This window comes from Sphingobium limneticum (assembly GCF_008710155.1).
Lineage (GTDB): Bacteria > Pseudomonadota > Alphaproteobacteria > Sphingomonadales > Sphingomonadaceae > Sphingobium > Sphingobium limneticum.
This window is the reverse complement of record NZ_VYPZ01000009.1, coordinates 86,375-111,191: the sequence shown is the minus strand read 5'-3', so window position 1 is coordinate 111,191 and position 24,817 is coordinate 86,375. Positions and strand designations below refer to the sequence as shown.

The following is a 24,817-nucleotide window of genomic DNA, read 5'->3' as shown; positions in this document are numbered from 1 at the left end:
CATTGTGTCGCCCCGAAAGGCCCGATAGCCCTCCGCCATGCGCCCTTATTTGCCTGTCATTCTCACCGCCCTTTGTCTTGCCGGTTGCAGCGGCGAGAAGCAGCAGAAGCCGCGCGCCGTTCCGCTGGTGGAAATCCAGCCAATCGCGGCCACCAGCTTTACCGACGATCTGGAGGCGGTCGGCACCGCACTCGCCAATGAACAGGTCGTGCTGTCCGCGCCGGTGACGGAACGGATCGAGGCGCTGAACTTCGCCGATGGCGGTTTCGTCGCCAAGGGGCAGGTGATCGCGCGTCTCGCGGTGGGTCAGGAACAGGCCGAACTCGCCTCTGCGGAGGCGACCGCGCTTCAGGCCGGCCAGCAACTGCAGCGCATACAGGCGCTCAAGGATCGCGGTTTTGCCACCGGCGCCACGCTGGAACAGCAGGTCGCGCTCTCCAATGCCGCCCGCGCCAATGCGCAACTGGCGCGCGCCTCGATCGGCGACCGGGTGATCCGTGCGCCCTTCGGCGGGTGGGTGTCGCTGCGCACCGTATCGCCCGGCGCGATCGTGACGGCCGGCACGGCGATCGCCACGGTCAGCGACATCAGCCGGATCAAGCTGGATTTTACCATCCCCGAAACCCGGCTGGCGATGATCCGGGATGGCATGCCGATCAAGGCCGTGTCCGCCGCCTGGCCCGACCGGCCGTTCAACGGCACCATTGCCACGATCGACCCGGTCATCGACCCCGCCACCCGCGCGGTGAAGGTGCGCGCGATCCTGCCCAACCCCGACAAGGCGTTGAAGCCCGGCATGTTGCTGACCGTCAGCGTGATGGCCCGTCAGCGCCAGTCGCTGTCCGTGCCCGAACTGTCGGTCGTGGGTGACGGCGACGAGCGCTTCGTCTTCATCGTCGAAGATCGCACGGCCAAGCGGACCAAGGTCAGCACCGGCATCCGCCAGGACGGCCGGGTCGAGATATTAGGCGGGGTGAAGCCGGGGCAGAAAGTCGTGACCGAAGGCGTTGTCAAGCTGACCGATGGCGTCACCGTGCGGCTGGCCGGCGACAAAAATGATGCAAAGCCCAAGGACGGATCGGGCAAGGGCGCGCGCTGATGCAGCTGTCCGACCTTTCCGTCCGTCGCCCGGTCTTCGCCGCGGTCGTCGCGGTGCTGCTCTGCATCGTCGGCGTCGTCGGCTGGATGAGCCTGTCGGTCCGCGAATATCCCGATACCGATCCGCCGATCGTATCGGTCGAAACCAGTTACACCGGCGCGGCAGCCTCCGTGGTGGAAAGCCGCATCACCCAGCTGATCGAGGATGCGGTCGCAGGGGTGCAGGGCATCCAGACCATCACCTCCACGTCGCAGGACGGCACGTCCAACATCAATATCGAATTCGATCCATCCCGCGATATCGATACCGCCGCCAATGACGTGCGCGATCGTGTCGGTTCGGTGGTGGAGGATCTGCCCGAAGACGCGCTGGCGCCCGAAATCCGCAAGGTGGATTCCGATGCGCGCGCCATCCTCTTCCTGGCTTTCTCCCGTCCCGGCTGGACCGCGATCCAGATCAGCGACTATCTCGACCGCAATGTCGCCGACCGTTTCGCCGCCATCGACGGCGTCGCGCGCGTCAACATCAGCGGCGAAGCGCGGCCCTCGACCCGCATCTGGTTCAACGCGGAAAAGCTGGCCGCTTTCGGCCTGACCCCGGCCGATGTGGAAGCGGCGCTGCGCAGCCAGAATGTGGAACTGCCCGCCGGCCGGTTCGAATCGAAGGATCAGAACCAGACGTTGCGCGTCGAACGGCCCTTCGCCACGCCGGCGGAATTTTCCGGGCTGGTCGTGGGGCGCGGGACAGACGGCTATCAGGTGCGTCTGGGCGACGTCGCCCGGATCGAGGAAGGGGCGGAAAACCCCTATACCAGCTTCCGGTCGAACCAGGGCACCGCGATCGGCATCGGCATCATCCGCCAGTCGGGCGCCAACACGCTGGCCGTTGCGCAGAAGGCGAAGGCGCTGATCAAGGAACTGGAGCCGACCCTGCCGCAGGGCATGCGCGTCGCCATCGGCACCGACGAATCCCTGTTCATCGAACGCGCCATCGCCAATGTCTACGACACGCTGATCGAGGCGGCATTGCTCGTCATCCTCGTCATCTTCCTGTTCCTGGGGTCGGTGCGCGCGACGATCATCCCGGCCGTGACGGTGCCGATCTGCCTGCTTGCCACCTGCGCCGTGATGTGGCTGCTCGGCCTGTCGATCAACCTGCTGACCCTGCTCGCCTTCGTGCTGGCGATCGGTCTGGTGGTGGACGACGCCATCGTCGTGCTGGAAAATGTCTATCATCGCATCGAGCAGGGCGACGATCCGCTGGTCGCCGCTTATCTGGGCACCCGGCAGGTGGGCTTCGCCATCATTTCGACCACCCTGGTCGTCTGCGCCGTGTTCGTGCCGGTGATGTTCCTGGCCGGCCAGACCGGCCTGCTGTTCCGCGAACTCGCCATCGCCATGATCGCGGCCATCGCCTTTTCCGGCTTCATCTCCTTGAGCCTGGCGCCGATGATGTGTTCCAAGCTGCTCAAGACCGCCGAGCGCGGGCGGTTCGCGCGCTGGATCGACGATCGGTTCCAGCGGCTGGAACATGGCTATGCCCGCTGGCTGGACGGCGCCTTGGGCAAGCCGTTGCTGCCGCTGCTGGGCGTTTTCCTCTTCCTGGGCGTGGCCGGCTTCTTCTTCACCCGTCTGCCGAGCGAACTGGCCCCCGCCGAGGATACCGGCGTGGTGGAAGCGCAGATCAGCGCGCCCGAAGGTACGGGCTTTGCCCGCATGATGGCCTATATGAAGAAGATCGAGGATGATCTGGCCTTCCTGCGCAAGGACGGCACGCTCCAGAACCTGGTCATCCGCACCCCGTCGGGCTTCGGCGCGACCGACGATTATAATGGCGGCAACGTCATCGCCTTCCTGCGGCCATGGGAAGACCGCACCATTACCACGGCGGAAGTCGCGACCATCGTGAACAAGGTGATCGCCGATCAGGCGGGCGTGCGCGGCAATGCGGCACCGCGATCGGGGCTGGGGCGCGGGCGCGGCCTGCCGGTCAATATCGTGCTGGCCGGCTCCACCTATGAAGGGCTGGTCGCCGCGCGGGACCGGATCATGGCGGCGGCGGCCGACTATCCGGGCCTCATCAACGTCGACAGCGATTATAAGGAAACCAAGCCGCAGATGCGGATCGAGGCCAATTTGGCCCGTGCCGGCGACTTGGGCGTATCGGTGAACGATGTCAGCCAGGCGCTGCAAAGCCTGCTCGGTTCCCGCCGCGTCGGCACCTATGTCGACCGGGGCGAGGAGTATCGCGTGCTGGTGCAGGCGGAGGAGGACGGCCGCCGGACCGTGGCCGATCTGGAGCGGATCAACGTCCGCTCCCGCACCGGCGCGCTGGTGCCGCTGTCCGCGCTGGTCACGGTGCGCGAAGTCGCCGGCCCGCGTCAGCTCAACCGCTACAACAAGCTGCGCGCCATCACCCTGACCGCCGCGCTGGCGCCCGGCACATCGCTGGGGCAGGCGCTGACCTTCCTGGAGGATCAGGCGCGTCAGTCGCCCGAAGTGCTGGCCATCGGCTATCGCGGCGAAAGCCAGTCGCTGCGCGAAACCGGCGGGTCGATCTGGCTGGTCTTCGGGCTCACCATCCTGATCGTCTATCTGCTGCTGGCCGCGCAGTTCGAAAGCTTCATCCATCCCGGCGTCATCATCGCCACCGTGCCGCTGGCCGTAGCGGGCGGCGCGCTGGGGCTGGCGATCATGGGCGGGTCGATCAACCTCTACAGCCAGATCGGCATCGTCATGCTGGTGGGTCTGGCGGCCAAGAACGGCATCCTGATCGTCGAGTTCGCCAACCAGCTGCGCGACGAGGGGATGGAGGTTGCGCAGGCCATTCGCGAAGCCGCCAAACGCCGCCTGCGCCCGATCCTGATGACCTCCATCGCGACCGTCATCGGTGCGGTGCCGCTGGTCATTCGCGGCGGGGCAGGGGCGGCCGCGCGCCACTCGATCGGCACCGTCGTGGTGTTCGGCGTCAGCCTGGCGACGCTCATCACGCTTTTCCTCATTCCGATCTTCTATTCCCGCGTTGCCAAGCGGACGGTTTCTCCGCAAACCGTCAGTCGAAAGCTGGATTCGGCGCTCAAGGATTCGCCGGAACCCGCTGAATAATGGCTTTTTGGAGCTGCGTTGCCGATGAACGAGATTGCGTCGCCCGGTCAGTTGCGTCTTGCCTATCTGCGCTGGGCGCTGGTTACGGTGCCCGCTATCGTCTTCCTCGGCTTCATGTCCGGGCGTCTTGCCAATAGCGGCTATGGCAATCGCTGGTTCGACGCGCTGGACAAGCCCGCCTTGATGCCGCCGGGCTGGGCCTTCGGCGTCGCCTGGACCATCCTTTACGTCTTCATGGCGCTGGCCTTCGCCATCGTGCTGCATGCGCGGGGCGCGCAGGGGCGGGGCGGGGCGATCGCCCTGTTTCTCGTGCAATTGCTGCTCAACCTCTGCTGGTCGCCGCTTTTCTTTCGCGCGCATCAGGTCGGCAGCGCGCTGGCGCTGATCCTGATCCTATTCGTATTTGTGGCCGTAACGACCGCCTTTTTCTGGCGGATTCGGCGCTTTGCCGGCGTGTTGTTGCTGCCCTATCTGGCATGGCTGGCCTTCGCCTCCTTCCTCAACTATGAGATCGGCCGCCTGAACCCCGACGCGGCGACCCTTGTGGCCCCGGCGCTCAGAACCCAGATATGATTTACAGGCGCGCTTCCTTGCGCGCCGCACAGAGGATTTGACCAATGCAGAGCGAAAACCGCTTCTTCGACGATCTGGCCAAGCTGGTGAATGGCGCTGCCGGCACCGTGGCCGGCGTGACGCGCGAATTCGAATCCAACGCGCGCGAGCGGGCGAAGGAATGGATCGGCGGCATGGAATTCGTGTCGCGTGAAGAGTTTGACGCGGTCAAGGCCGTTGCCGCCGCCGCGCGCGAAGAGGTCGAGCTGCTCAAGGCCCGTCTCGACGCGCTGGAAGGCAAGACGACCGAACCGGTGACGAAGAGCGTCAAGGCCGCCAAGCCCAAGGCAGATTGATCCCGTCTGTCCTTTCGCCGCATGCGGTGATAAGGCGCGCCGATGATGGATAGTGACGAATTCGAACATGGCGGTGGGGAAGCCGCGCCGATCGACATGCTGGCCGCCTATTTCGAGGCGCACGGCTGGAGCTACGAGCAGGTCGGCGAGGACGAGATCGTCGCCAATACCCAGGGGTCGTGGGCGCAATATGAGCTGCGTGGCATCTGGCGAGACGAAGATCAGGTGCTGCAACTGCTGGCGCTGCCCGACATTCGCGTCAGCGAAGAGAAGCGCGGCACCATCTATGAGACGCTGGGCCTGATCAACGAACAGCTGTGGCTCGGCCATTTCGAGCTGTGGTCGTCCAGCGGCATCATCCTTTTCCGGCACGGCGCGTTGCTCGGCGCCGGCGGCACGCTGACGCTGGATCAGGCGCAATTGCTGGTCGAAACCGCGATCGACGAGTGCGAGCGCTTCTATCCGGTGTTCCAGTTCGTCCTGTGGGGCGGCAAGTCGCCATCCGAGGCGATCTCCGCCAGCCTGATCGAAACCCGCGGCGAGGCCTGACCTGCATGACTGCCATCTGGCCCGATCATTTGTTCCCCAATCACCTGTTCCTTGTCGGCTGCGGCAATATGGTGGGGCAGATGCTGTCCCGCTGGCTGAGCGAAGGTCTTGAGCCTGCCCGCGTCACCGTGCTGCGTCCTAGCGGCAAGCCGGTGGCCGATGGCGTCGCGGTGGTGACCGACTATCCGGCCGCGCTGCCCGCCGGCACGACCGTGCTGCTGGGCATGAAACCCTATCAGATTGCCGATGTCGCCGACGCGCTGGCGCCGCTTTGCGCAGCCGATACGCGGATCGTGTCGATCCTGGCCGGCACGATGCTGGCCGAACTGCGCAGCCGCTTTCCGGCCGTGCGCGATATCGTGCGGGCCATGCCCAACCTGCCGGTGGGGCTGGGCGAGGGCGTGACGGCGCTGTTCAGCGACGACGCCACCGATCCCGCCGCCCGCGATGCGATCGGCGCGCTGATCCAGCCTTTGGGGCTGGTCGAATGGATCGCCGATGAAGCTTTGTTCAATCAGGTGACGGCGCTGTCGGGTTGCGGCCCGGCCTTCCTGTTCCGCTTCGTCGATGCGCTGGCGCGCGCGGGCGAAGCGATCGGCATCCCTGCCGATCAGGCCGCGCGCATGGCGCTGGCGACGGTGCAGGGATCGGCGAACATGGCCGCGCGCGCCCCTGTCAGCCCCGCCACGCTCGCCGATCAGGTCGCCAGCCCCGGCGGCATGACGCGCCAGGGCCTCAATGTGCTGGACGCCGACGACCGGCTGCTGGCGCTGCTGACCGATACGCTGGCCGCCGCCCGCGATCGCGGCGAAGCGATGGCACGCGGCGAATAAGCACGGTTCCGGGCAAGCTGCTTTTACGGTAAGGCGCGCCCAAATTACCCTGGAGTCGCCCATGTTGTCGCCTGAAACCCCGATCCTGCTGCTCACCACCGGTGGGACCATAGACAAGGTCTATTTCGATGCCCTGTCGGACTATCAGGTCGGCGAAACGGTGATGGCCAAGCTGTTGGAGGTCGCGCGGGTCAAGCGCCCCTTCCGCATCGAGGAAGTGACGCGCAAGGACAGTCTGGAACTGGACGAGACGGACCGGGCGCTGATCGTCGCGCGCGTCGCTGCCGCCCGCGAAAAACATATCGTCATCACCCATGGCACCGACACGATGACCGAAACCGCCAAGGAACTGGCCGGCATCGAGGGCAAGACCATCGTGCTGGTCGGCGCGCTGGCCCCCGCGCGCTTCGGCGAGAGCGACGCCAGCTTCAACCTCGGCATGGCCTTCGCCACGGCGCAGGTGGCACAGCCGGGCGTCTACATCACCATGAGCGGATCCGTATTTCGCGCGGACAAGGTGGTGAAGGATCGCGCCAAGGGCGCCTTCGTCCCGACGCAGGACTGATCGCGACCGTCTCGTTCCCGGAACAACATCCCCCGCCCGGCATTGAAACGGGCGGGTGGCATGACGAGGAGGAGCAAGACATGACCGATAATCGGTCCGATTATCAGGAGCGTCCTGTGACGCACACGACCATCATCGAAAAGCGCAGTGGCGGCGGTGGCACGACCATCGCGATCCTGCTGCTGGTGGTCGTGGTGGCGGTGGCCGCCTTCTTCCTGATCAGCAGCCAGACGAGCAAGGATAATGCGGTGTCGACCGCAGCCCAGCAGGTGGGCGATGCCGCCAGCGATGTCGGTGACGCGGCCAAGGACGCAGCCGGCGCGGTTAAGAAGGACTAGTTTCCCAAGCTCTTCATAGCAGCCGTTCGCCCTGAGCTTGTCGAACGGCCATTCTGCTTGTCGACTGTCAGTAAAGAAGAGCAGGGCTTCGACAGGCTCGGCCCGAACGCAATAGGCGTTAATGCAGAAGGGGCTGGCGGCCTATGGTGCCAGCCCCTTCGCCGATATCAGACCATGATCTTGTCAAGCGCGGCGCAGAAGGCCTGCATGTCGGCCATGGAGCCGACGGTCACGCGCGACATGGTGGGCCAGGGTGCCCAGTTGCGGCCGATGCCGACGCCCGCCGCCAGGAACTGATCCTGCACGCCCTTGGCCGGCTTGCCCCAATCGACCATGAACATGTTGGCGTCCGACAGAATGAACTTGATCCCGCGCTTCTTGAGATGCGCGAACGTATAGTCGCGCGCGGCGATCATTTCGGCGCGACGCTGTTCGATCAGCGCCTTTTGCGTCAGGGCTACCGTGCCGCACACGACCGAGGGCAGCGGCAGGTTGGTCGACATGCGCTTGCCGTCATAACGCATCAGCTGCTCATGCAACGCCGGCGACGCGATGGTCGCGCCCAGCCGCATGCCCGCCATGCCGAACAGCTTGGAAAAGGTGCGCAGCACGACCACATCGTCGCGCTTGGCGGCCAGATAGGCGGCGGACTTGGCATGGGAGAAGTGGAGATAGGCTTCGTCCACCAGCACGACCGATCCGGCAGGCTTGTTGGCGACCAGCCATTCGATGTCCGCGATCGGCGTGATCGTGCCGGTCGGGTTGTTGGGCGAGCAGACATAATAGAGGCCTGCCTGCGGATCCGCGGCCAGCATCGCCTTCACGTCATGGCGATAGTCGCTGGTCAGCGGCACCTTGGTCACTTTCGCGCCGGCCCATTCCGCCGTGCCCCAGGGCTGTTCATAGCTGACGTCCGCCGTCACCAGCCCCTTCTTGGGCGAGCAGAAGGCCACGACGATGCGCGAGAGCGGATCGCTGGAGCCGGGCCAGGGCAGGATATGGTCGGCGGGCACGCCCTCTATCGTGGCGAGCGTCTTTTTGAAATCGGTGACTTCGGTGCCGGGATGGTAGAAATTGGCATGGCCGATGATCTTGGCTGCTTCCGCCTGTGCGACGGGGAAGGGGCCGGTCCAGCATTCGTTGGAGCCGATGCGGACCTTGGGGACATTGCCTTCGTCCGGGCCATCGTTGCGCTGCGCCCAGAGCGGCGTGCCTGCGCTGGCGGCTGCAACGCCCGCGCCCAGCACACCCATGATACGGGCGGCCTGTCGCCGGGAATAGCCACGTTCTAGAAGATCCTGCCGTGCGTTCGACTGGTCGTGCATCATATCATTCCCCTGTCATTACCTACAGGGGAGGAAACGGACGAGGATGGCTTTTCCGCAGCGTCCAAAGAGAAAGGGCGCCCGTTGCCGGACGCCCTTTTCATCGTTCGGAAGAGGGGAAGGGAATCAGCCTTCGACCTTCACATGCTTGGGCGCAGCCTCATTGAGGATGCGCAGAATCTTCTTGAGCGCGGTCGGCTCGTCCGTCTCTTCCATCGCCGCGAGTTCGCGGGCGAGGCGGCTGGACGCCGCTTCGAAGATCTGGCGTTCCGAATAGCTCTGCTCGGGCTGGTCGTCGGCACGGAAAAGGTCGCGCGTCACTTCGGCGATCGACACCAGGTCGCCCGAATTGATCTTCGCTTCATATTCCTGGGCACGGCGCGACCACATGGTGCGCTTCACCTTGGGCTTGCCCTTGAGCGTTTCCATCGATTCTTCGAGGGTCTTGTTGGAGGACAGCTTGCGCATGCCCACGCCTTCGGCCTTGTTGGTCGGCACGCGGAGCGTCATGCGCTCCTTTTCGAAGCGGAGCACGTACAGCTCCAGTTCCATGCCCGCAATCTGCTCCTTCTGAAGCTCGATTACACGGCCCACGCCATGCTTGGGATAAACGACATAATCACCAACGTCAAAGGACAGCGCCTTGGCAGCCATTTGATACCTTTCCAATTCAACCGGGGAACGGGCCGTCGCGGGGCAGATGCGCGAGACAAATGCCGAGGGGTCCACGGCGCCACCGTCAAGACATGAAGCGTATTCTCCAGAGTCGGATGATAGGGAACATCCGACCGTCGCGGACCTATTTAGCAGATTCGTAACAAAATTACCACCCCCGGACACAATGTCTGGGGGTGGTGCTGTTCCTGTGGCGCAACATGGGACGCTGGAGCGCCGAGCTTAGCTGCCTTCGCCCGGTTCGGGCGAGAAGAACTTCTCCAGCTTGTTCTCCACGCCGCTCATTTCGTCGGCATCGGCCGGGGCTTCGCCCTTCACCGTGATGTTCGGCCATTCGGCGGAAAATTTGGTGTTGAGTTCCAGCCATTTTTCAAGGCCGTTCTCGGTATCGGGCAGGATCGCTTCGGCCGGGCATTCCGGTTCGCACACGCCGCAGTCGATGCACTCGTTCGGGTTGATGACCAGCATATTCTCGCCCTCGTAGAAACAGTCGACGGGGCAGACCTCGACGCAATCCATATATTTGCAGCGGATGCAATTGTCGGTCACGACATAGGTCATTGTCTGGGCACTCGTAGGATTGGAAAAAGCGCGGCCCTGCTATGCCCCACACGCGCGAAGGTCAATGAGGATATTGTTGTCAGGGCTTTAGGGCCGGTTTCGTGCGAACGACTCGCAGTTTTGCGATGCACTGCGCCAGGTAAATCGGGCGATCATGTCAGCCGTTCGTTAAGGCGCATCATCAGATCCATCCGTTCATGCAAAATGGCGATGACAAGAGCAGGGGCATCGACCCGGACAAGGCAGAAGATATGATGCCGACCGGACTTTGCCGTGCGTAAGCCGGGATGCAGGTCCGCTAAATCCCGATAGCGCTCGTGACCGGCTGCCAATGCCGTCATGCTACCAAGTAGCGTGTTAGCATAGGCGCGTGCCTGATCCTCGCCCCAGCGATCATATGTATAAGCGATAATGTCCTGTAGCTCTGTCTCTGCCGTTGCCGTCAGGACATAGGCAGGGATCAAGCGTGGCGTGCCCTGCGTAAGGCATTCTCGACAATGTCTGCAGCGCTTACCGTCGCGATATGGCCGTCCAAGCCCTCCGCTATCCGCGCGCCGAGCAGAGCCTTCAGTTCATCCAAAGCGTCAACCCCATCAACCTGATCGGAGAAAAGCTTTTCCAGCGCATATTCCTTCATCGTCTTGCCGTGCAAGGCGGCCGACGCCTTGAGACTTTCATGCTGCTGTTCAGTCATGTCGATCGTCAGGCGGCTCATAGCAGTATCTCGCTTGCGGAAACGCACCTTATCATAAATTTCTGGCTTGGGCAGCAGGCATTATGGCAGTTCACCCGCCGACCGTCAGTTCCTCATAGCAGCCCTGGGCTTCCGGCGCGGGGCCGCGCCGTGACGGCAGGGCGACGACGCGGACGACGCGCACCTTGTCGAAATGGGGGAAGGTGATGAGGTCGCCCGTCCGCACCGGCGAATGGGCACGGTCGATCCGGCGACCGTTCAGGCGGATATGGCCATCCTCCGCCAATTTCTGTGCGTTCGACCGGCTGGAGCATAGCCGGACGAACCACAGATATTTGTCGATGCGCAGCGTCGGCCCATGGCCGATGCCGGACACCGGGTCAGCCATTGCGGCCGAGCAGGTCCGCCAGACCGGCAAAGGCGTTATTGGCAGGCGCCGGCGTGCTGCCCGGCGAAGCGGGGCGGGGCGAACCGGAGCGCGGCGGGCGGCCATCCTTGTCGGAACGACGATTGCCGCCGCCAGGCCTGCCACCATCCTTGCCGCCATCCTTGCCGTCGCGGGGCTGCTGGTTGCGAGCCTGTTGACCCTGATGCGGGCGGCCGTTTTGCGGACGATCGCCACGCGGCTTCTGCCGGCCTCTGAACGCCCAGTTGGCGCCGGCGGCGGACGCAGGCTGCGCTTCGGGTGCGCCTTCAGCCGCTTCCACGCCTTCAACCGGGGCTTCGGCGGCTTCCACAGGGGCTTCTTCCACCGCTGCCGGTGCCGGCGGCGTGACCGGACGGAATCCGGCAAGGCGCATCAGTTGCAGGAAGGAGGGTTCGGAAAGGCCCAGCGACACGATCTGTGGGCTGGTGTGGGTGAAGGCTTCGTTCTTGGCGATAGCCTCATGCGCCGAGCGGGCCATGCGTTCGGCCATGTCGATACGCAGCATCTGGTCGCCGAAACCACGGAAGCCGGCGATGCGCGCACCCATCTGTTCGAACTTCTCGCCCGCCGGGATCAGCGTCAGGCCGGGGCCGGGCAGCGGCAGGCACGGCTTGGCGATGCGGGCCGCCAACAGCGCCGAGCGCCAGCGCGCCGCGCCGGGCTTCAACAGGCCGGGATGATAAATGTCGAGCACGCCGATATCGATGCCCGCCTTGCGCAGCAGATGGCGCTGATCCTTGTCGAGATGGCCGAGCGCCGAATCGAGATCGGTGCGCGCGATCACGCCGCCGGCATCGCCAAGCTGCGCAAAGACGGCGCGCACGACGGCGGGGACTTCCGGATCGGACGCGCTCTCGCTCATCTTGACGAGGGGGAGGAGATGCTTCTGCTTCTGCGCCTCGACCCAGGCGGCGAGGCGGGTCGCAACCTGCTTCTGCACATCCTGACCCAGGCTAAGTAGCGCGCGATCCAGCCGAATTTCCGGAGCCAGCAGGCTTGATCCCGCCAGCAGCGACGCCACCGGCGTTTCGCCCCAGGCGATGCCCGGTGCCTGTCCTGCTTCGTCCATGAGCGCGAAATCCGTATCCGCTGCGCCCACCAATTCTTCAGCCTTCACTCGTAATACCTTTCCAAGGCGCCGTTCCGCGGCCGCCAGCAACATCTTTCGATCCTGATGTCGCGTAGCGGGATCGACCGAGAATCGGAAGCCGTCAAGTTTTCCGATCGTCTCGCCATCGACACAGACGCTCCCATCCGGCTCCACCGTGACCGGCAGGTTGCTCGCATTCTGCCCGATATCGCGCAGCAGGACGGAGGTGCGCCGATCGACGAAACGCTGCGTCAGCGCGGCGTGGAGCGCATCGGACAGCTTTTCCTCCAGCGCGCGGGTGCGCTCCGCCATTTCGACCGGATGGGCCAGCCAGTCTGGGCGATGCGCGATATAGGACCAGGTGCGCGCGGCGGCGATTCGGCCCGACAGCGTGTCGATATCGCCCTGCACCGAATCGAGCCGGGCCAGATTCTGGGCGAACCAGTCGCGCGGAATGTGGCCCATGCCTTCGGACAGAAATTGCCAGATGCGGCTGACGGTGCGGCCATGATGATCCGCGCCCAGCTTCTGGAAGTCGGGCAGGCCGCAGGCGCTCCAAAGCCGTTCGACCTGCCGCTTGCCCTTGACCCGCTCGACCACGAGCGGATCGTCGGCCATGCGGCGCAGCACGGCGAGGTCCACGGCTTCGGGCGCGGCGCGCAGTTCGGGGCGCTGCGGCTTCTGCTCCAGATCGGCCAGCAGATGCTCCAGCCGGTCGGTGTTCGGCGTGCCGTTGCGCCAGAAAAGCTGTTCGATCGGCGGGAAGCGATGCGCTTCGATCGCTTCGATCTCTTCGGGCGTGAAGGCGGCGTCGCCATCTTCGCCGCCCAGACTGCCGAACGTGCCGTCCTTGTGATGACGGCCCGCGCGCCCTGCGATCTGCGCCATTTCGCTGACGGTCAGGCGGCGGCTGCGACGGCCATCATATTTGCGCAGGGAGGCGAAGGCGACATGGGCGACGTCCAGGTTCAACCCCATGCCGATCGCATCGGTCGCGACCAGATAGTCGACTTCCCCATTCAGGAACATCTGCACCTGCGAATTGCGGGTGCGGGGGCTGAGCGCGCCCATCACCACCGCCGCGCCGCCCCGGAAACGGCGCAGCATTTCGGCCACGGCATAGACCTCTTCGGCGGAGAAGGCGACGATGGCGGATCGCTTGGGCAGGCGCGACAGCTTCTTCGCGCCGGCATAGGAGAGGGTGGAAAAGCGCGGTCGGCCGATGATCTCGATATCGGGCACCAGGGTTTTCACGACCCGGCTGATGCTAGCGGAACCCAGGATCATCGTCTCTTCCCGGCCGCGCGCGCGCAGCAGCCGGTCGGTGAAGATATGGCCGCGTTCCGGGTCCGACCCCAATTGCGCCTCGTCCAGCGCGACGAAGGCGAAATCCTCCTTGATACCCGTTTCCCGCCCACCGCTGAGCGGCATGGATTCGGCGGTGCAGAGGAAATAGCGCGCGCCCGGCGGCACGATCTTTTCCTCGCCGGTGATGAGGGCGACCAATTGCGGTCCCTTGATCGCGACCACCCGGTCATAGACTTCGCGCGCCAGCAGGCGCAGCGGAAAGCCCATCATGCCGCTCGAATGGCCGCACATGCGCTCGACGGCGAGGTGCGTCTTGCCGGTGTTGGTCGGACCGAGGACAGCGGTGATGGGGGAACGGGCGAACTGGGCCATGATGATCGCTATGTCGGGCAGGACCGGGCGGGTAGCAAGGGGTTTTGCGGTTCTCGTCCTGATCGCCGATCCTGTCCGGCCGTCTGCACGGTTCGTCGCACCGTCATCGGTCATGCGAACGTCTTTATTTGACTTTAACCCTATGCGTTCACAACAGTCCCGCCCACGCATGGCGCGGGGGATGTTGCCGGCGCAGCAATGATAAAAATGCCTTTGGGGTCGCGGGTTTGTTTCAGGAAAGCCAGTTGGGATCGCAACAGGGCGGCGCGTCGATGTCGCTGTGGATGGCCGATTCCCTCGCGCGCGCCGGCGCCGCGCCGCAATCCCGCGACTGGCGCACGCGCCTGCGCGACTGGGCGGATGAGGTCGATCTGGTTCCCGACCTTGCCGAACGGGTCGGTAGCCTCACCTGGTTCCGGGGCCTCGCCACCTGTTTTGGCCTCTGCGCCACGGCGCTTTATCTCTCGCCTTCCTTTCAGCCGATTCCGGGGCTGCCCGGCGCTCGTCTGAGCGACGCGCATTATGACGAGGTGCGCAGCCAGATGATGACCCCGCTCGCGCTCGGCGCGGACAGCGGGCGGCATATGGGCGCGACCGACGCGGTGCAGCCGTTGCGCGAGACGCCGGAACGGCCGCAGATCGAACTCAGTGCCCAGATCGGCAGCAGCGATACGCTGGCCCGCGCCCTGTCGCGCGCCGGGGTCAGCGGCGGCGACGTCGCCACCGTGACCGCGATGGTCGGCGGCGACATGAGCGAGGGCGTGAAGCCCGGCACGCGGCTCGACATCATATTGGGCCGTCGCACCAGTCGCGACCGGCCGCGTCCGCTCGACATGCTGGCCTTCCGCGCCCGGCTCGACCTCAATCTGGAACTGACGCGCGCAGGCGGTGTGCTGTCGGTCAGGCGCATCCCCATCCGTGTCGACAATACGCCGCTGCGCATTCAGGGCGTGGTCGGCGACAGCATCTATCGCTCGGCCCGCGCGGCCGGTGCGCCGCCCAAGGCCGTCCAGGCCTTCCTGCGCGTCATCGCGGGGCAGGTCGATCTGGGCGGCATCGGTGCGGGCGACCGCTACGACATCGTCACCGAATATCGCCGCGCCGAAACCGGCGATGTGGAGGTGGGCGACCTCCTCTATGCCGGCCTCCGGCGATCGCGCGGCAAGTCCGTCGACATGCTGAAATGGACGAAGGACGGCCGCACCGAATGGTTCGAGGCGTCGGGCGTGGGCGAACGGCGCGGCGTCTTGTCGGCCCCGGTCGCCGGGCGCATGTCGTCGGGCTATGGCCAGCGGCGTCACCCGATATTGGGCTATACCCGCATGCACGCCGGCATCGATTTCGCGGCGCGTTACGGTTCCCCCATCTATGCCGTGACCGACGGCGTGGTCGCCTTTGCCGGGCGGCATGGCGGCCATGGCAATTATGTCCGCATCCAGCATGGCGGCGGCCTGGCCACCGGCTATGCGCATATGAGTCGTATCGCGGCGGCACCGGGTCAGCGGGTGCGGCGCGGTCAGGTGATCGGCTATGTCGGATCGACCGGCCTGTCGACCGGACCACATCTCCATTATGAGCTGTATCGCAATGGCGCGACGGTCAATCCGCTGTCGGTGAAGTTCACCACGACGGCGCAGTTGGCCGGCGCGGAACTGTCCGCCTTCCGCGCGCGACTGGCGCAATATCAGGGGCTGCGTGTCGGCCTGCACGACAATTTTGCACAAAAGACTCCGGCCGCTCCCGTGGCTTCGGGCAAATAAGTCTCTTTCCGCCACGGGGTGGCTCCGCTAACGCGCGGCGATGACCTCTCCTCTCCCCGCCGCAGTCACCGCCATCCTGCTCGCGGGCGCGCGTCCCATTCCCGATCCTTTGGCGCAGGCCGCCGGCGTGGCGGTCAAGCCGCTCGTCCCGGTGGGTGGCGAGCCGATGATCAATCGCCCGGCGCGCGCGCTGCTGGATCATCCCGCGATCGGGCAGGTGGTGATCCTGACCCAGCGCGCCGACCTTTTCGCAGCCGATCCCGCCACCGCCTGGCTGGCCGACCATCCGCGCGTGCGCTTCGAAAAGGGCGGGCAGGGCATCGCCTCTTCGCTGCTGGCGCTGCTGGAGGGGGGCGAGGTTCCGTTCCCGATTTTGATGACCACGGCTGACCATGTGCTGCTGGACCGCGCCATGCTGGACCAGTTCGTGGCGGAAGCGAGCGGCGCGGATGTCGCGGTCGCCATGGTGGAGCGGGCGACTTTGTTGGCGCGCTATCCGCAGTCGCGCCGCACCTGGCTCAAATTCCGTGACGGCTGGTGGTCGGGCGCGAACATCTTCTGGTTCGGCAGCGACAAGGCCAGCGCGATCATCAGCCTGTGGCAGGAGGTGGAGCAGGACCGCAAGAAGGGCTGGAAAATCCTCGCCGCCTTCGGCCCGTTTGCGCTGCTCGGCGCATTGCTGCGCATCCTGACGCTGAGGGGCGGGATGGCGCGGATCGGCCGCAAGTTCGGCCTTGTCGCGCGGCTGGTTGCGATGGACAGTCCGGAAGCCTGTATCGACGCCGACAAGCCCGAAGATGTGACGCTGATCGAGGCGATCCTGCGGCGCTGACCGGCCGCCTTATTTCCGGAAACTCTCCGCTGCCGCGCAGGCCAGCGCATCGGCGCGCTCATTTTCCGGGTGGCCGGCATGGCCCTTCACCCATTGCCACGTCACCTTGTGCGGTGCGGCGGCCTTGAGCAGCAATTGCCAGATTTCGACATTCTTGACCGGCTTGTTGTCGGCGGTCCGCCAGCCCTTCTTCTGCCAGCCGAACACCCATTTGGTGATGCCGTCCATCACATATTTGCTGTCGGTATAGAGCGTCACCTGGCACGGTTTTTTCAGCATATTGAGCGCCTCGACCGCCGCCATCATTTCCATGCGGTTGTTGGTCGTCTGCGCCTCGCCGCCGGAGATATCCTTCTCCTTGTCGCCAAAGCGCAGCACGGCGCCCCAGCCGCCGGGGCCGGGATTGCCCTTGCACGCGCCGTCGGTGAAAATCTCCACTTTGGGAAGGTCGGTCATGCGCCCAGCAACTCCGCGGGGTCGGCCTTGGCGTAGAAATCCAGCCGGCGCAGATAGGCCAGCGGGTCTTTGCGCGTCACCAGCGCGTCGGCGGGCGTATTGATCCAGTCATAGGCGCGGGTCAGAAGGAATCGCAAAGCCGCGCCCCGGCACAGGATGGGGAAGGCGGCGCGTTCGGCGTCGCTCAGGCCATGCGCGGCGACATATCCTGCACCCATCGCCGCTGCCCGTTCGCCATGCCAGATCGCGCCGTCATTGCTGAAGCACCAGGCGCTGTGCGTGACGGCCAGATCATAGGCCCGAATGTCGGTGCAGCTGAAATAGAAGTCGATGAGGCCCGTCACCTCGTCGCCCAGCATCAGCACATTGTCGGGGAAGAGATCGGCATGAATGACGCTGCGGGGCAGGTCGGCCGGCCAATGGGCGTCGAGAAAGGCCAGTTCCGCCGCGACACGCACGCCAAGGCCGGGTTCGATCTGGTCGAAATCCTCGCCGCATTTGGCCGCCAGCGCGTGCCAGCCGGCCTTGTCGAGCGCATTGCGCCGTTCGCCGGCAAAGCCCTGCGCCGCCTTGTGCAATTCGCCCAGCGCCACGCCGGCCGCGCGTGCCTGCCCGGCGGTCGGTTCGGTGACGCTGATGCCGGTCAGGAACTCGATCAGGCAAGCGGGGCGGCCCGACAATTGCTGGAGCCGCTTGCCCTCCCGATCGGCGATGAAGCGGGGGACGAGGCATCCGCGCGCGCCCAGATGGTCGAGCAGGTCCATGAAGAAGGGCAGGTCCGCCTCATCCACCCGCTTTTCATAGAGCGTCAGGATATAGCGATGGCCGCGCCCGTCGGCACCGGTGGTTTCCAGCAGATAATTGCTGTTTTCCACCCCTTCGGCAATGCCCTTGGCCGATACAAGGCGGCCGGCGTCATAACGGGTGAGGAAGGCGTCGATCTCTTCGGCGGGGACGTGGGTATAGACGGCCATTATTTATCCTGAAGCTCGTCATTGCGAGCGTAGCGAAGCAATCCATCGTCGCGCCATTGGATTGCTTCGCTATGCTTGCAATGACGGATGAAAATCGGGTCAGGCCGTTTCGAGGCCGCGCGGCAGTTTGAAGGCGATCGTCTCGCGCGCGGTTTCCACCTGCTCCTCCTCGACGGCGAAGCGTTCGGCCAGCCGGTCCACCACTTCGCGCACCAATATTTCAGGGGCGGAGGCGCCGGCCGTCAGGCCCAGCGTCGTGACGCCCTCCAGCCAGTCGAAGTCGATTTCGGCCGCGCGCTGGATCAGGCGGGCAGGGGTGCCCTCCCGTTCGGCGACTTCCACCAGCCGTAGCGAATTGGAGCTGTTGGGCGCGCCGATGACATAAAGAGCGTCGCACTTCGCCGCGATCGCCTTCACCGCCGTCTGGCGGTTCGACGTCGCGTAGCAGATATCCTCGCCCTTGGGCGCGGATATCGTGGGGAAGCGGCGCTCCAGCGTGGCGACGATCGCGGCGGTATCGTCCACCGACAAAGTGGTCTGTGTCAGGAAGGCGAGATTGTCGGCATCGGCCGGCGCAAAAGCCTCTGCATCCTCGACCGTTTCGATCAGAGTCATCGTGCCTTCGGGCACCTGGCCGAAGGTGCCGATGACTTCGGGATGGCCCTTATGCCCGATGAACAGGATATGGCGGCCGACCGCGACCTGCCGTTCGGCCTGGCGATGGACCTTGCTGACCAGCGGGCAGGTGGCGTCCAGATAGGACAGGCCGCGCTGTTCCGCCTTGGCCGGCACCGCCTTGGGCACGCCATGCGCGGAAAAGACGACCGGTACGCCATCGGGCACCTGGTCGAGGCTTTCCACGAAGATCGCGCCCTTGGCCTTCAGCCCGTCGACGACATATTTGTTGTGGACGATTTCATGGCGGACATAGACCGGGGCGCCATAGGCCTCGATCGCCTTTTCCACGATGATGATCGCGCGGTCGACTCCGGCGCAAAAGCCGCGCGGAGCGGCGATCAGGAGCTTCATCGGCGGGCGGGCAGTGGGCGCGTGCGTCATGCCCTGTCGCTTAGGCGAATGTGGCGCCGGATGAAAGCCGCTTCCTTTTGGTTGGAGGGGATGGGCAGTTGCGTGGCAGGCGGCGGATGGATAAGGAAGCGCAAAGCGTCTGGTCTTGTGGGCCAATCGAAGGAATATCTGCCTGTGAAATTGTCTCATATCGCCCTGACCGGAATGTTGGCCCTGGCTCTGGCGGGCTGCTCGCGGCGTGGTGAGATTGATGCGACCGGCGGTATCGTCGCGGTACGTTCGGCCTGCCCGACGGCGGCGATCCCCGCGCAGACCGGCGACATCACGCTCTTCACTGCGCCCGGCCGGACCGATGCGGCGGCGATCGACGTGGTGGCCGACATCACCAACCTGCGTTCCACCTGCGCGGACGGCGCGCAATTCTATACCGAGGCGACCTTCACCGTGAACGCGCGGCGCAGCGACGCCAGCGCCGCGCGGCAGGTGACCTTGCCCTATTTTTCGGCCGTGGTGCGTGGCGGTAACGCCGTGATCGCCAAGCGGGTGGGGCAGGTGACGCTGAACTTCGCCGCCGGCGATTATCGCGCCAGCGCGCAGGCGAAGGCCGGCAGCTATGTCGACAAGGCCGCCGCCACGCTGCCCGCCGAGATCCAGCAGAAGATCACGGCGAAGCGCAAGGCCGGCGACGCCGACGCGGCGATCGATCCCTTCGCCCAGCCGGACGTCAAGGCGGCGCTCCAGAAAACCAGCTTTGAGCTGCTCGTGGGTTTCAACCTGACCCAGGATCAGCTCCGATATAATGCTACGCGATAAGAGCTGATCTTTCGGTCCGCTTTCGGGAGTATTTCGGAAGGCGGCGCTGATGTCAGATGTCGAACGGCGTACACTGTTCCCCGGCGCAGGCCGGGGTCCAGTCCCGCCCTGTAGAACTGGACCCCGGCCTGCGCCGGGGAACAAGGGGTTCATGTAGGCAAACAGAACCCCGTGCTTTTCGAGGAACTGTCCCGTGTCCCTTTACACCCGTTTCACCGCCCATCTCGATACCGTGCTTGACGCGCTGGAGGCCGAAGGCACGCTGCCTGCCGGCCTCAACCGCAAGCCGGTGACGGTCGAGCCGCCCCGCGATGCGTCGCATGGCGACCTTGCCACCAACGCCGCCATGGTGCTGGCCAAGCCCGCGGGCACGAACCCGCGCGCGCTGGCCGATGCGATCGTCACCAAGTTGCAGGCGTTGGATGAGGTCGACAGCGCGTCCATCGCTGGTCCCGGCTTCATCAACCTTACCCTGAACGACCCGACCTGGCGCGCGGAACTGGCCGCGATCCATGCGGATGCCGATGATTATGGCCGGTCCGATTTCGGGCAGGGCGTGACCGTCAATGTCGAATATGTCTCGGCCAACCCGACCGGCCCCATGCATATGGGCCATTGCCGTGGCGCGGTGGTGGGCGATGCGCTCGCCACGCTGCTGGAATATGCCGGACATAAGGTCATACGCGAATATTATATCAACGATGCGGGCGGTCAGGTCGATGTCCTCTCCCGTTCGGCGCATGTCCGTTATCGCGAAGCGCTGGGCGAGGATGTGGGCGCGATCCCCGAAGGCCTCTATCCCGGCGACTATCTGGTGCCGGTGGGGCAGGCACTGGCCGCCGAATATGGCGACCGCTTCGTCGGTGCGCCCGAAGCCGACTGGCTCGTCACCTTCCGCACCTTTGCTGTCGCAAGGATGATGGACATGATCCGTGACGATCTGGCCCTGCTCGGCATCCATCACGATCTCTTCTCGTCGGAAGCGGAATTGCAGGCGGCCGGCAAGCCCGAGGCGGCCGAAGCCTGGCTGCGCGCACACGACCTCGTCTATGACGGCGTGCTGGAAGCGCCCAAGGGCGAACTGCCCGACGATTGGGAGCCGGTGGAGCTGCCGCTGTTCCGCTCGACCCAATTTGGCGACGATCAGGATCGCCCGATCAAGAAGTCGAACGGCAGCTGGACCTATTTCGGCGCCGACATGGCCTATCATTACCAGAAGGCACAGAGCGCCGACCAGTTGATCGACATCTGGGGCGCGGACCATGCCGGCACGGTGAAGCGGATTCAGGCTGCCGTCGCCGCGCTGACCGAAGGCAAGGCGCGGTTCGACGTCAAGCTCATCCAGATGGTCCGCCTGCTGCGCGACGGCGAGCCGGTGAAGATGTCCAAGCGCGCGGGCAATTTCGTCACGCTGGCCGATGTGGTGCAGGAAGTGGGCAAGGATGTCGTCCGCTTCACCATGTTGACGCGCAAGGCCGACGCCCAGATGGACTTCGATTTCGCCAAGGTGGTGGAGGCGTCGAAGGATAATCCGGTCTTCTACGTTCAATATGCCCATGCGCGCATTTCCTCGCTCGGCCGCCGCGCGCAGGAGGCCGGGATCGTGCTGCCCGCGCCCGATCTGTCCCTTCTTGGGACGGCGGAGCTGGCGATGGTCAAGCTTGCGGCGCAATTCCCGCGTGTCGTGGAAGGGGCCGCGCAGGCTCGCGAACCGCACCGTGTTGCCTTCTATCTCAACGACTTGGCCTCCGCCTTCCATGGCTGGTGGAATATGGGTAATGACGATCCGCGCGCGCGCGTCATCCTGGCCGACGATCCGGCGCTCACCGCGACGCGCCTTTTCCTCGCGCAAGGAATAGGGCAGATTATCCGCAACGGTCTGGCGCTGATGGGCGTTGCGGCCCTGACGGAAATGCAGTGAGGCGCTGAACACCATGAGCGATTATGCGCGCGGACGACTGGATCTGGACGATGAGGATCGTCTGCCCTGGCTGGAGCCTGCCATCGATGACGAGGCGGACGACCGCATATCGCCTTTGCGGTTGCTCGGCCTGATCCTGCTCGGCCTCGCGCTGATCGGTGCAGTGGTCGCTGGCGTCTGGTGGATGCAGAATCGCAATGGCGCTGGCGGTGCGGGCGAGGGGCAGCTGATCGCGGCGCCGACCGACGATTACAAGATTGCCGCCAATGAGGCGGACGCCAAGAAATTCGATGGTGAGGGCGATGCCAGCTTCGCCGCCAGCGAAGGCGTAGCGCGCGACGGTCGCATCGACCCCAGCCGCGTGCCCGAAGCGCCGATCGCCAAGACCGCACCCGCGCCGGCCGGCGCTGCACCCGCCGCGCCGAACAAGCCCGCCGCCAGCGTTACCGCGCGCGTCACCGACGAAACGAGCGCGCGCCCGGCCGCAACGGCCAAGCCGGCGGCCGGCGGCGCGATGATCCAGCTGGGCGCCTATGGCAGCGCGTCGGGCGCTAAGGATGCTTGGGCCAAGCTGTCCAAGCGCTTCGCCTATCTCGCCCCGCTCGCCATGACGGTCGAACCGGCCCAGGTCGGCGGCGGCACCGTCTACCGCCTGCGCGCCAGCGCCGGTGGGCAGGCCGGCACGATCTGCGGCAAGCTGAAAGTCGCCGGCGAGAGCTGCATGGTTGTGAATTGATAGGAAGGGGAAGGGCGCTGCTCTTCCCCTTCGACAATCCCGGTTTCACCCGCTACCATCTACCCCATGAAACCCGTCATCTTCGGTCTTTCCGGTGAAACCCTGACCGCCGACGAGCGCGCCTTCTTTGCGGAGGTCGAGCCGGCCGGCTATATCCTGTTCAAGCGTAACATCGCCGACCGGGCGCAGGTGCGGGCGCTGACCGACGATTTGCGCAGCCTGCATGGCCGCGACGATCTGCTGATCATGATCGATCAGGAGGGCGGCCGGGTCGCGCGGATGCAGGCGCCGGTCTGGCCCAGCTTCCCGCCCGGTGCGGCGTTCGACCGGCTCTATGACATCGCCCCATCCAGTGCGATCGCCGCCGCGCGCGCCAACGCCCGCGCCATCGCGCTCACTCTGGCGGAGGTCGGCATCACCGTCGATGCGCTGCCGCTGCTGGACGTGCGGCAGGATGGCGCGAGCGATATCATGGGCGATCGCACCCTGGGTGCGGACCCGATGCGCGTCGCGGCGCTGGGCCGCGCCACGCTGGAAGGATTGGCCGAAGGCGGCGTGGTCGGCATCGTCAAACATATGCCGGGCCATGGCCGGGCGATGGTGGACAGCCATCTGGCGCTGCCGATCGTCAATGCCAACCTCAATGCGCTGGAAACCGATCTGGCGCCGTTCCGCACCCTCAATCGCGCGCCGATGGGGATGACCGCCCATGTCGTCTACACCGAATGGGATGCGGAGCAGCCGGCCAGCCTGTCGTCCAAGATCATCGGCGAAATCATCCGCCAGCGTATCGGCTTCGACGGGCTGCTGATGTCCGACGATCTCGATATGAAGGCGCTGCGGGGCAGCATCCCGGAACTGGCGGCTGGCGTGGTCGCGGCGGGTTGCGACTTGGCGCTCAATTGCTGGGGGCGGATGGACGATATGGTCGGCATCGCCGGCCTTCTGCCCGATATCACCGATCAGGCACGCGCGCGGCTGGACCGGGCGATGGCGTCGGTCACGCGCGGCGCGGATCAGCCGGAACTGGAAGAGTTGCTGGCGACCCGCGATTCGCTGCTGGACTTGGCGCTCGCTTGACGCAGGATCTGTTCAGCCAGCCAGCTGTTCCCAGTCCCGAGACGCTCACCGTCAGCTTCGATGCGTGGGAGGGGCCGCTCGATCTGCTGCTCAGCCTAGCGCGCACGCAGAAGGTGGATCTGCGCGAAATCTCCATATTGGCGCTGACGCAGCAATATCTGGGCTTTATCGACGGTGCGCGGCAATTGCGGCTGGAACTGGCGGCCGACTATCTGGTGATGGCGGCCTGGCTCGCCTATCTCAAATCCGCGTTGCTGCTGCCCCGGCAGGAGCAGGACGATCCCAGCCCCGAAGACATGGCGTTGCGGCTGCAATTGCGGCTCCAGCGGCTCCACGCGATGCGCGATGCTGCGGCCCGGTTGATGGCGCGCGACCGGGTGGGACGCGACGTGTTCACCCGACGCAATCCCGAAGGGCTGCGGCTGATCAAGAAGGCGCAATGGCGCGCCAGCCTCTACGACCTGATTCAGGCCTATGGCCAGATTCGCGCCCGGACCCAGCCTGTGGTCCATACCATCGCTGTGCGCCCGGTAATGACGCTGGACGTGGCGATCCAGCGGGTCGGATCGCTGGTCGGCACGGCGATCGATTGGACCCGGCTCGAATCCTTCCTGCCGCCCGACCTGGACGCACCAAAGGCGAAATCGGCGCTGGCCAGCAGCTTCGTCGCTGCGCTGGAGCTGGCGCGGCAGGGGCGGCTGGAGATGCAGCAGGACGGGATCTTCGCGCCCATCTACCTCCGCGCGCCCGCGCCGAATCAGGAAAGCCCGGCATGAGCAGCGAGCCTGACGATTTTCTCCGCGCGGTGGAGGCGGCCCTGTTCGTGGCCGAAGCGCCGTTGACCCCCGCAGAACTCAAGCTGCATGTGGGGGAGGGCGGTAATCTCGCCGCGACGTTGCAGGCCCTGTCCGACCATTATGCCGGGCGCGGCATCAATCTGGTCGAGCGGGGCGGGCGCTGGCATTTCCAGACCGCGAGCGATCTCGCCCATATTCTGCGGCGCGAGAAGGACGAGCCGCGCAAATTGTCGCGCGCCGCCATGGAGACGCTGGCGATCATCGCCTATCATGAGCCGGTCAGCCGCGCGGAAATCGAAGCGATCCGGGGCGTGCAGGTGGCGAAGGGGACACTGGACGTGCTGATGGAAGCGGGCTGGGTCCGCCCCGCCGGCCGCCGCGAAGTGCCCGGTCGTCCGCTCATCTATGCGACCAGCGTAGATTTTCTGTCACATTTCGGGCTTAGCAGCCGTCGCGACCTTCCCGGAATGGACGATTTGCGCGCCGCTGGCCTGCTCGACCCCGTCGATTTGGCGCTGGAGGGTATGGGCGGGCAATCCGTTCTGGAAAATGACGAGGAAGAGGCCTAGAT

26 protein-coding genes are annotated in these 24,817 nt (G+C 65.3%); 16 read left to right on the top strand and 10 right to left on the bottom strand.

What is annotated here, in order from left to right; all coding sequences use genetic code 11:
- The first annotated feature begins 37 nt into the window (after nt 1-37).
- The 8 genes from F4U94_RS13065 (at nt 38) to F4U94_RS13030 (ending at nt 7,396) form a co-directional block, all read left to right on the top strand.
- A complete protein-coding gene (locus tag F4U94_RS13065) occupies nt 38-1,099 on the top strand; it encodes an efflux RND transporter periplasmic adaptor subunit (protein WP_120250666.1) in 1,062 nt (353 codons plus the stop codon).
- Entirely contained in the window at nt 1,099-4,203 is a 3,105-nt protein-coding gene (locus F4U94_RS13060) for an efflux RND transporter permease subunit (RefSeq protein WP_120250665.1), read from the top strand. Before F4U94_RS13065 ends, F4U94_RS13060 begins: the two co-directional genes overlap by 1 nt.
- Nucleotides 4,204-4,227: 24 nt before the next feature.
- Nucleotides 4,228-4,776, top strand: coding sequence for a TspO/MBR family protein (locus F4U94_RS13055; RefSeq protein ID WP_120250664.1), 549 nt, complete (start codon nt 4,228-4,230; stop codon nt 4,774-4,776).
- A 44-nt stretch (nt 4,777-4,820) separates the two neighbouring features.
- Nucleotides 4,821-5,111, top strand: a complete 291-nt coding sequence (locus F4U94_RS13050; protein WP_120250663.1) for an accessory factor UbiK family protein — start codon at nt 4,821-4,823, stop codon at nt 5,109-5,111.
- Nucleotides 5,112-5,153: 42 nt separating this feature from the next.
- Complete coding sequence (locus F4U94_RS13045; RefSeq protein WP_120250662.1) at nt 5,154-5,660, top strand: type III secretion system chaperone family protein; 507 nt, start codon at nt 5,154-5,156, stop codon at nt 5,658-5,660.
- 5 nt (nt 5,661-5,665) lie between these two features.
- Nucleotides 5,666-6,493 (top strand): pyrroline-5-carboxylate reductase family protein, encoded by an 828-nt coding sequence (locus tag F4U94_RS13040; protein ID WP_120250661.1) that lies wholly within the window; start codon nt 5,666-5,668, stop codon nt 6,491-6,493.
- Nucleotides 6,494-6,554: 61 nt separating this feature from the next.
- Nucleotides 6,555-7,058, top strand: coding sequence for an asparaginase domain-containing protein (locus tag F4U94_RS13035; protein ID WP_120250660.1), 504 nt, complete (start codon nt 6,555-6,557; stop codon nt 7,056-7,058).
- 80 nt (nt 7,059-7,138) lie between these two features.
- Complete coding sequence (locus F4U94_RS13030; protein WP_120250659.1) at nt 7,139-7,396, top strand: hypothetical protein; 258 nt, start codon at nt 7,139-7,141, stop codon at nt 7,394-7,396.
- Between the two features lie 167 nt (nt 7,397-7,563).
- Here F4U94_RS13030 and F4U94_RS13025 read toward each other — a convergent pair whose 3' ends face one another.
- From F4U94_RS13025 to F4U94_RS12995, 7 genes are all read right to left on the bottom strand, one after another.
- Nucleotides 7,564-8,721, bottom strand: coding sequence for a pyridoxal phosphate-dependent aminotransferase (locus F4U94_RS13025; RefSeq protein ID WP_120252141.1), 1,158 nt, complete (start codon nt 8,719-8,721; stop codon nt 7,564-7,566).
- Between the two features lie 126 nt (nt 8,722-8,847).
- Nucleotides 8,848-9,375, bottom strand: a complete 528-nt coding sequence (locus tag F4U94_RS13020) for a CarD family transcriptional regulator (RefSeq protein WP_120250658.1) — start codon at nt 9,373-9,375, stop codon at nt 8,848-8,850.
- A 243-nt stretch (nt 9,376-9,618) separates the two neighbouring features.
- Nucleotides 9,619-9,957 carry a ferredoxin FdxA gene (fdxA, locus tag F4U94_RS13015; protein WP_120250657.1) on the bottom strand — a complete coding sequence of 113 codons (339 nt, stop codon included), beginning with the start codon at nt 9,955-9,957 and terminating at the stop codon, nt 9,619-9,621.
- 152 nt (nt 9,958-10,109) lie between these two features.
- On the bottom strand, nt 10,110-10,421 hold the full coding sequence (locus F4U94_RS13010; protein WP_197716403.1) for a type II toxin-antitoxin system RelE/ParE family toxin: 312 nt from the start codon (nt 10,419-10,421) through the stop codon (nt 10,110-10,112).
- The gene (locus tag F4U94_RS13005; protein WP_120250656.1) at nt 10,418-10,672 is read right to left on the bottom strand and encodes an antitoxin; all 255 of its coding nucleotides are present in this window, start codon (nt 10,670-10,672) and stop codon (nt 10,418-10,420) included. The genes F4U94_RS13010 and F4U94_RS13005 overlap by 4 nt, the downstream gene beginning before the upstream one ends.
- A 70-nt stretch (nt 10,673-10,742) precedes the next feature.
- Nucleotides 10,743-11,039, bottom strand: coding sequence for an RNA-binding S4 domain-containing protein (locus tag F4U94_RS13000; protein ID WP_120250655.1), 297 nt, complete (start codon nt 11,037-11,039; stop codon nt 10,743-10,745).
- Nucleotides 11,032-13,848: a helicase-related protein gene (locus tag F4U94_RS12995; protein WP_172598826.1), complete on the bottom strand. Its 2,817-nt coding sequence runs from the start codon at nt 13,846-13,848 to the stop codon at nt 11,032-11,034. The genes F4U94_RS13000 and F4U94_RS12995 overlap by 8 nt, the downstream gene beginning before the upstream one ends.
- A gap of 227 nt (nt 13,849-14,075) precedes the next feature.
- Here F4U94_RS12995 and F4U94_RS12990 point away from each other — a divergent pair, with 227 nt between their 5' ends.
- Both F4U94_RS12990 and F4U94_RS12985 read left to right on the top strand, forming a co-directional pair.
- Complete coding sequence (locus F4U94_RS12990) at nt 14,076-15,608, top strand: M23 family metallopeptidase (protein ID WP_458225674.1); 1,533 nt, start codon at nt 14,076-14,078, stop codon at nt 15,606-15,608.
- Between the two features lie 40 nt (nt 15,609-15,648).
- A complete protein-coding gene (locus tag F4U94_RS12985) occupies nt 15,649-16,440 on the top strand; it encodes a nucleotidyltransferase family protein (protein ID WP_120250654.1) in 792 nt (263 codons plus the stop codon).
- Nucleotides 16,441-16,449: 9 nt separating this feature from the next.
- On the opposite strand, the gene rnhA is transcribed toward F4U94_RS12985, so the two are convergent.
- The 3 genes from rnhA to ispH all read right to left on the bottom strand — a co-directional run bounded on the left by rnhA (nt 16,450) and on the right by ispH (nt 18,929).
- Nucleotides 16,450-16,896 carry a ribonuclease HI gene (gene rnhA, locus F4U94_RS12980; RefSeq protein WP_120250653.1) on the bottom strand — a complete coding sequence of 149 codons (447 nt, stop codon included), beginning with the start codon at nt 16,894-16,896 and terminating at the stop codon, nt 16,450-16,452.
- Entirely contained in the window at nt 16,893-17,870 is a 978-nt protein-coding gene (thrB, locus tag F4U94_RS12975; RefSeq protein WP_120250652.1) for a homoserine kinase, read from the bottom strand. Before thrB ends, rnhA begins: the two co-directional genes overlap by 4 nt.
- A 99-nt stretch (nt 17,871-17,969) precedes the next feature.
- Nucleotides 17,970-18,929, bottom strand: coding sequence for a 4-hydroxy-3-methylbut-2-enyl diphosphate reductase (ispH, locus tag F4U94_RS12970; RefSeq protein WP_120250651.1), 960 nt, complete (start codon nt 18,927-18,929; stop codon nt 17,970-17,972).
- Nucleotides 18,930-19,103: 174 nt separating this feature from the next.
- Here ispH and F4U94_RS12965 point away from each other — a divergent pair, with 174 nt between their 5' ends.
- From F4U94_RS12965 to scpB, 6 genes are all read left to right on the top strand, one after another.
- A complete protein-coding gene (locus F4U94_RS12965) occupies nt 19,104-19,712 on the top strand; it encodes a hypothetical protein (protein ID WP_120252137.1) in 609 nt (202 codons plus the stop codon).
- Between the two features lie 193 nt (nt 19,713-19,905).
- Nucleotides 19,906-21,633, top strand: coding sequence for an arginine--tRNA ligase (argS, locus tag F4U94_RS12960; RefSeq protein WP_120250650.1), 1,728 nt, complete (start codon nt 19,906-19,908; stop codon nt 21,631-21,633).
- A 13-nt stretch (nt 21,634-21,646) separates the two neighbouring features.
- On the top strand, nt 21,647-22,369 hold the full coding sequence (locus F4U94_RS12955; protein WP_120250649.1) for an SPOR domain-containing protein: 723 nt from the start codon (nt 21,647-21,649) through the stop codon (nt 22,367-22,369).
- A 66-nt stretch (nt 22,370-22,435) separates the two neighbouring features.
- Nucleotides 22,436-23,449, top strand: a complete 1,014-nt coding sequence (nagZ, locus tag F4U94_RS12950; protein ID WP_120250648.1) for a beta-N-acetylhexosaminidase — start codon at nt 22,436-22,438, stop codon at nt 23,447-23,449.
- Nucleotides 23,446-24,225: a segregation and condensation protein A gene (locus tag F4U94_RS12945; protein ID WP_120250647.1), complete on the top strand. Its 780-nt coding sequence runs from the start codon at nt 23,446-23,448 to the stop codon at nt 24,223-24,225. Before nagZ ends, F4U94_RS12945 begins: the two co-directional genes overlap by 4 nt.
- Nucleotides 24,222-24,815 carry an SMC-Scp complex subunit ScpB gene (gene scpB / locus F4U94_RS12940; RefSeq protein WP_120250646.1) on the top strand — a complete coding sequence of 198 codons (594 nt, stop codon included), beginning with the start codon at nt 24,222-24,224 and terminating at the stop codon, nt 24,813-24,815. The genes F4U94_RS12945 and scpB overlap by 4 nt, the downstream gene beginning before the upstream one ends.
- The last annotated feature ends 2 nt before the right edge of the window (nt 24,816-24,817 follow it).

Excerpts from the sequence above, each read along its gene's own strand:
- F4U94_RS13065 (WP_120250666.1), top strand. The coding sequence starts at position 38 with ATGCGCCCTTATTTGCCTGTCATTCTCACCGCCCTTTGTCTTGCCGGT.
- F4U94_RS13060 (WP_120250665.1), top strand. The coding sequence starts at position 1,099 with ATGCAGCTGTCCGACCTTTCCGTCCGTCGCCCGGTCTTCGCCGCGGTC.
- F4U94_RS13055 (WP_120250664.1), top strand. The coding sequence starts at position 4,228 with ATGAACGAGATTGCGTCGCCCGGTCAGTTGCGTCTTGCCTATCTGCGC.
- F4U94_RS13050 (WP_120250663.1), top strand. The coding sequence starts at position 4,821 with ATGCAGAGCGAAAACCGCTTCTTCGACGATCTGGCCAAGCTGGTGAAT.
- F4U94_RS13045 (WP_120250662.1), top strand. The coding sequence starts at position 5,154 with ATGATGGATAGTGACGAATTCGAACATGGCGGTGGGGAAGCCGCGCCG.
- F4U94_RS13040 (WP_120250661.1), top strand. The coding sequence starts at position 5,666 with ATGACTGCCATCTGGCCCGATCATTTGTTCCCCAATCACCTGTTCCTT.
- F4U94_RS13035 (WP_120250660.1), top strand. The coding sequence starts at position 6,555 with ATGTTGTCGCCTGAAACCCCGATCCTGCTGCTCACCACCGGTGGGACC.
- F4U94_RS13030 (WP_120250659.1), top strand. The coding sequence starts at position 7,139 with ATGACCGATAATCGGTCCGATTATCAGGAGCGTCCTGTGACGCACACG.
- F4U94_RS13025 (WP_120252141.1), bottom strand. The coding sequence starts at position 8,721 with ATGCACGACCAGTCGAACGCACGGCAGGATCTTCTAGAACGTGGCTAT.
- F4U94_RS13020 (WP_120250658.1), bottom strand. The coding sequence starts at position 9,375 with ATGGCTGCCAAGGCGCTGTCCTTTGACGTTGGTGATTATGTCGTTTAT.
- fdxA (WP_120250657.1), bottom strand. The coding sequence starts at position 9,957 with ATGACCTATGTCGTGACCGACAATTGCATCCGCTGCAAATATATGGAT.
- F4U94_RS13005 (WP_120250656.1), bottom strand. The coding sequence starts at position 10,672 with ATGAGCCGCCTGACGATCGACATGACTGAACAGCAGCATGAAAGTCTC.
- F4U94_RS13000 (WP_120250655.1), bottom strand. The coding sequence starts at position 11,039 with ATGGCTGACCCGGTGTCCGGCATCGGCCATGGGCCGACGCTGCGCATC.
- F4U94_RS12995 (WP_172598826.1), bottom strand. The coding sequence starts at position 13,848 with ATGGCCCAGTTCGCCCGTTCCCCCATCACCGCTGTCCTCGGTCCGACC.
- F4U94_RS12985 (WP_120250654.1), top strand. The coding sequence starts at position 15,649 with ATGACCTCTCCTCTCCCCGCCGCAGTCACCGCCATCCTGCTCGCGGGC.
- rnhA (WP_120250653.1), bottom strand. The coding sequence starts at position 16,896 with ATGACCGACCTTCCCAAAGTGGAGATTTTCACCGACGGCGCGTGCAAG.
- thrB (WP_120250652.1), bottom strand. The coding sequence starts at position 17,870 with ATGGCCGTCTATACCCACGTCCCCGCCGAAGAGATCGACGCCTTCCTC.
- ispH (WP_120250651.1), bottom strand. The coding sequence starts at position 18,929 with ATGACGCACGCGCCCACTGCCCGCCCGCCGATGAAGCTCCTGATCGCC.
- F4U94_RS12965 (WP_120252137.1), top strand. The coding sequence starts at position 19,104 with ATGTTGGCCCTGGCTCTGGCGGGCTGCTCGCGGCGTGGTGAGATTGAT.
- F4U94_RS12955 (WP_120250649.1), top strand. The coding sequence starts at position 21,647 with ATGAGCGATTATGCGCGCGGACGACTGGATCTGGACGATGAGGATCGT.
- nagZ (WP_120250648.1), top strand. The coding sequence starts at position 22,436 with ATGAAACCCGTCATCTTCGGTCTTTCCGGTGAAACCCTGACCGCCGAC.
- scpB (WP_120250646.1), top strand. The coding sequence starts at position 24,222 with ATGAGCAGCGAGCCTGACGATTTTCTCCGCGCGGTGGAGGCGGCCCTG.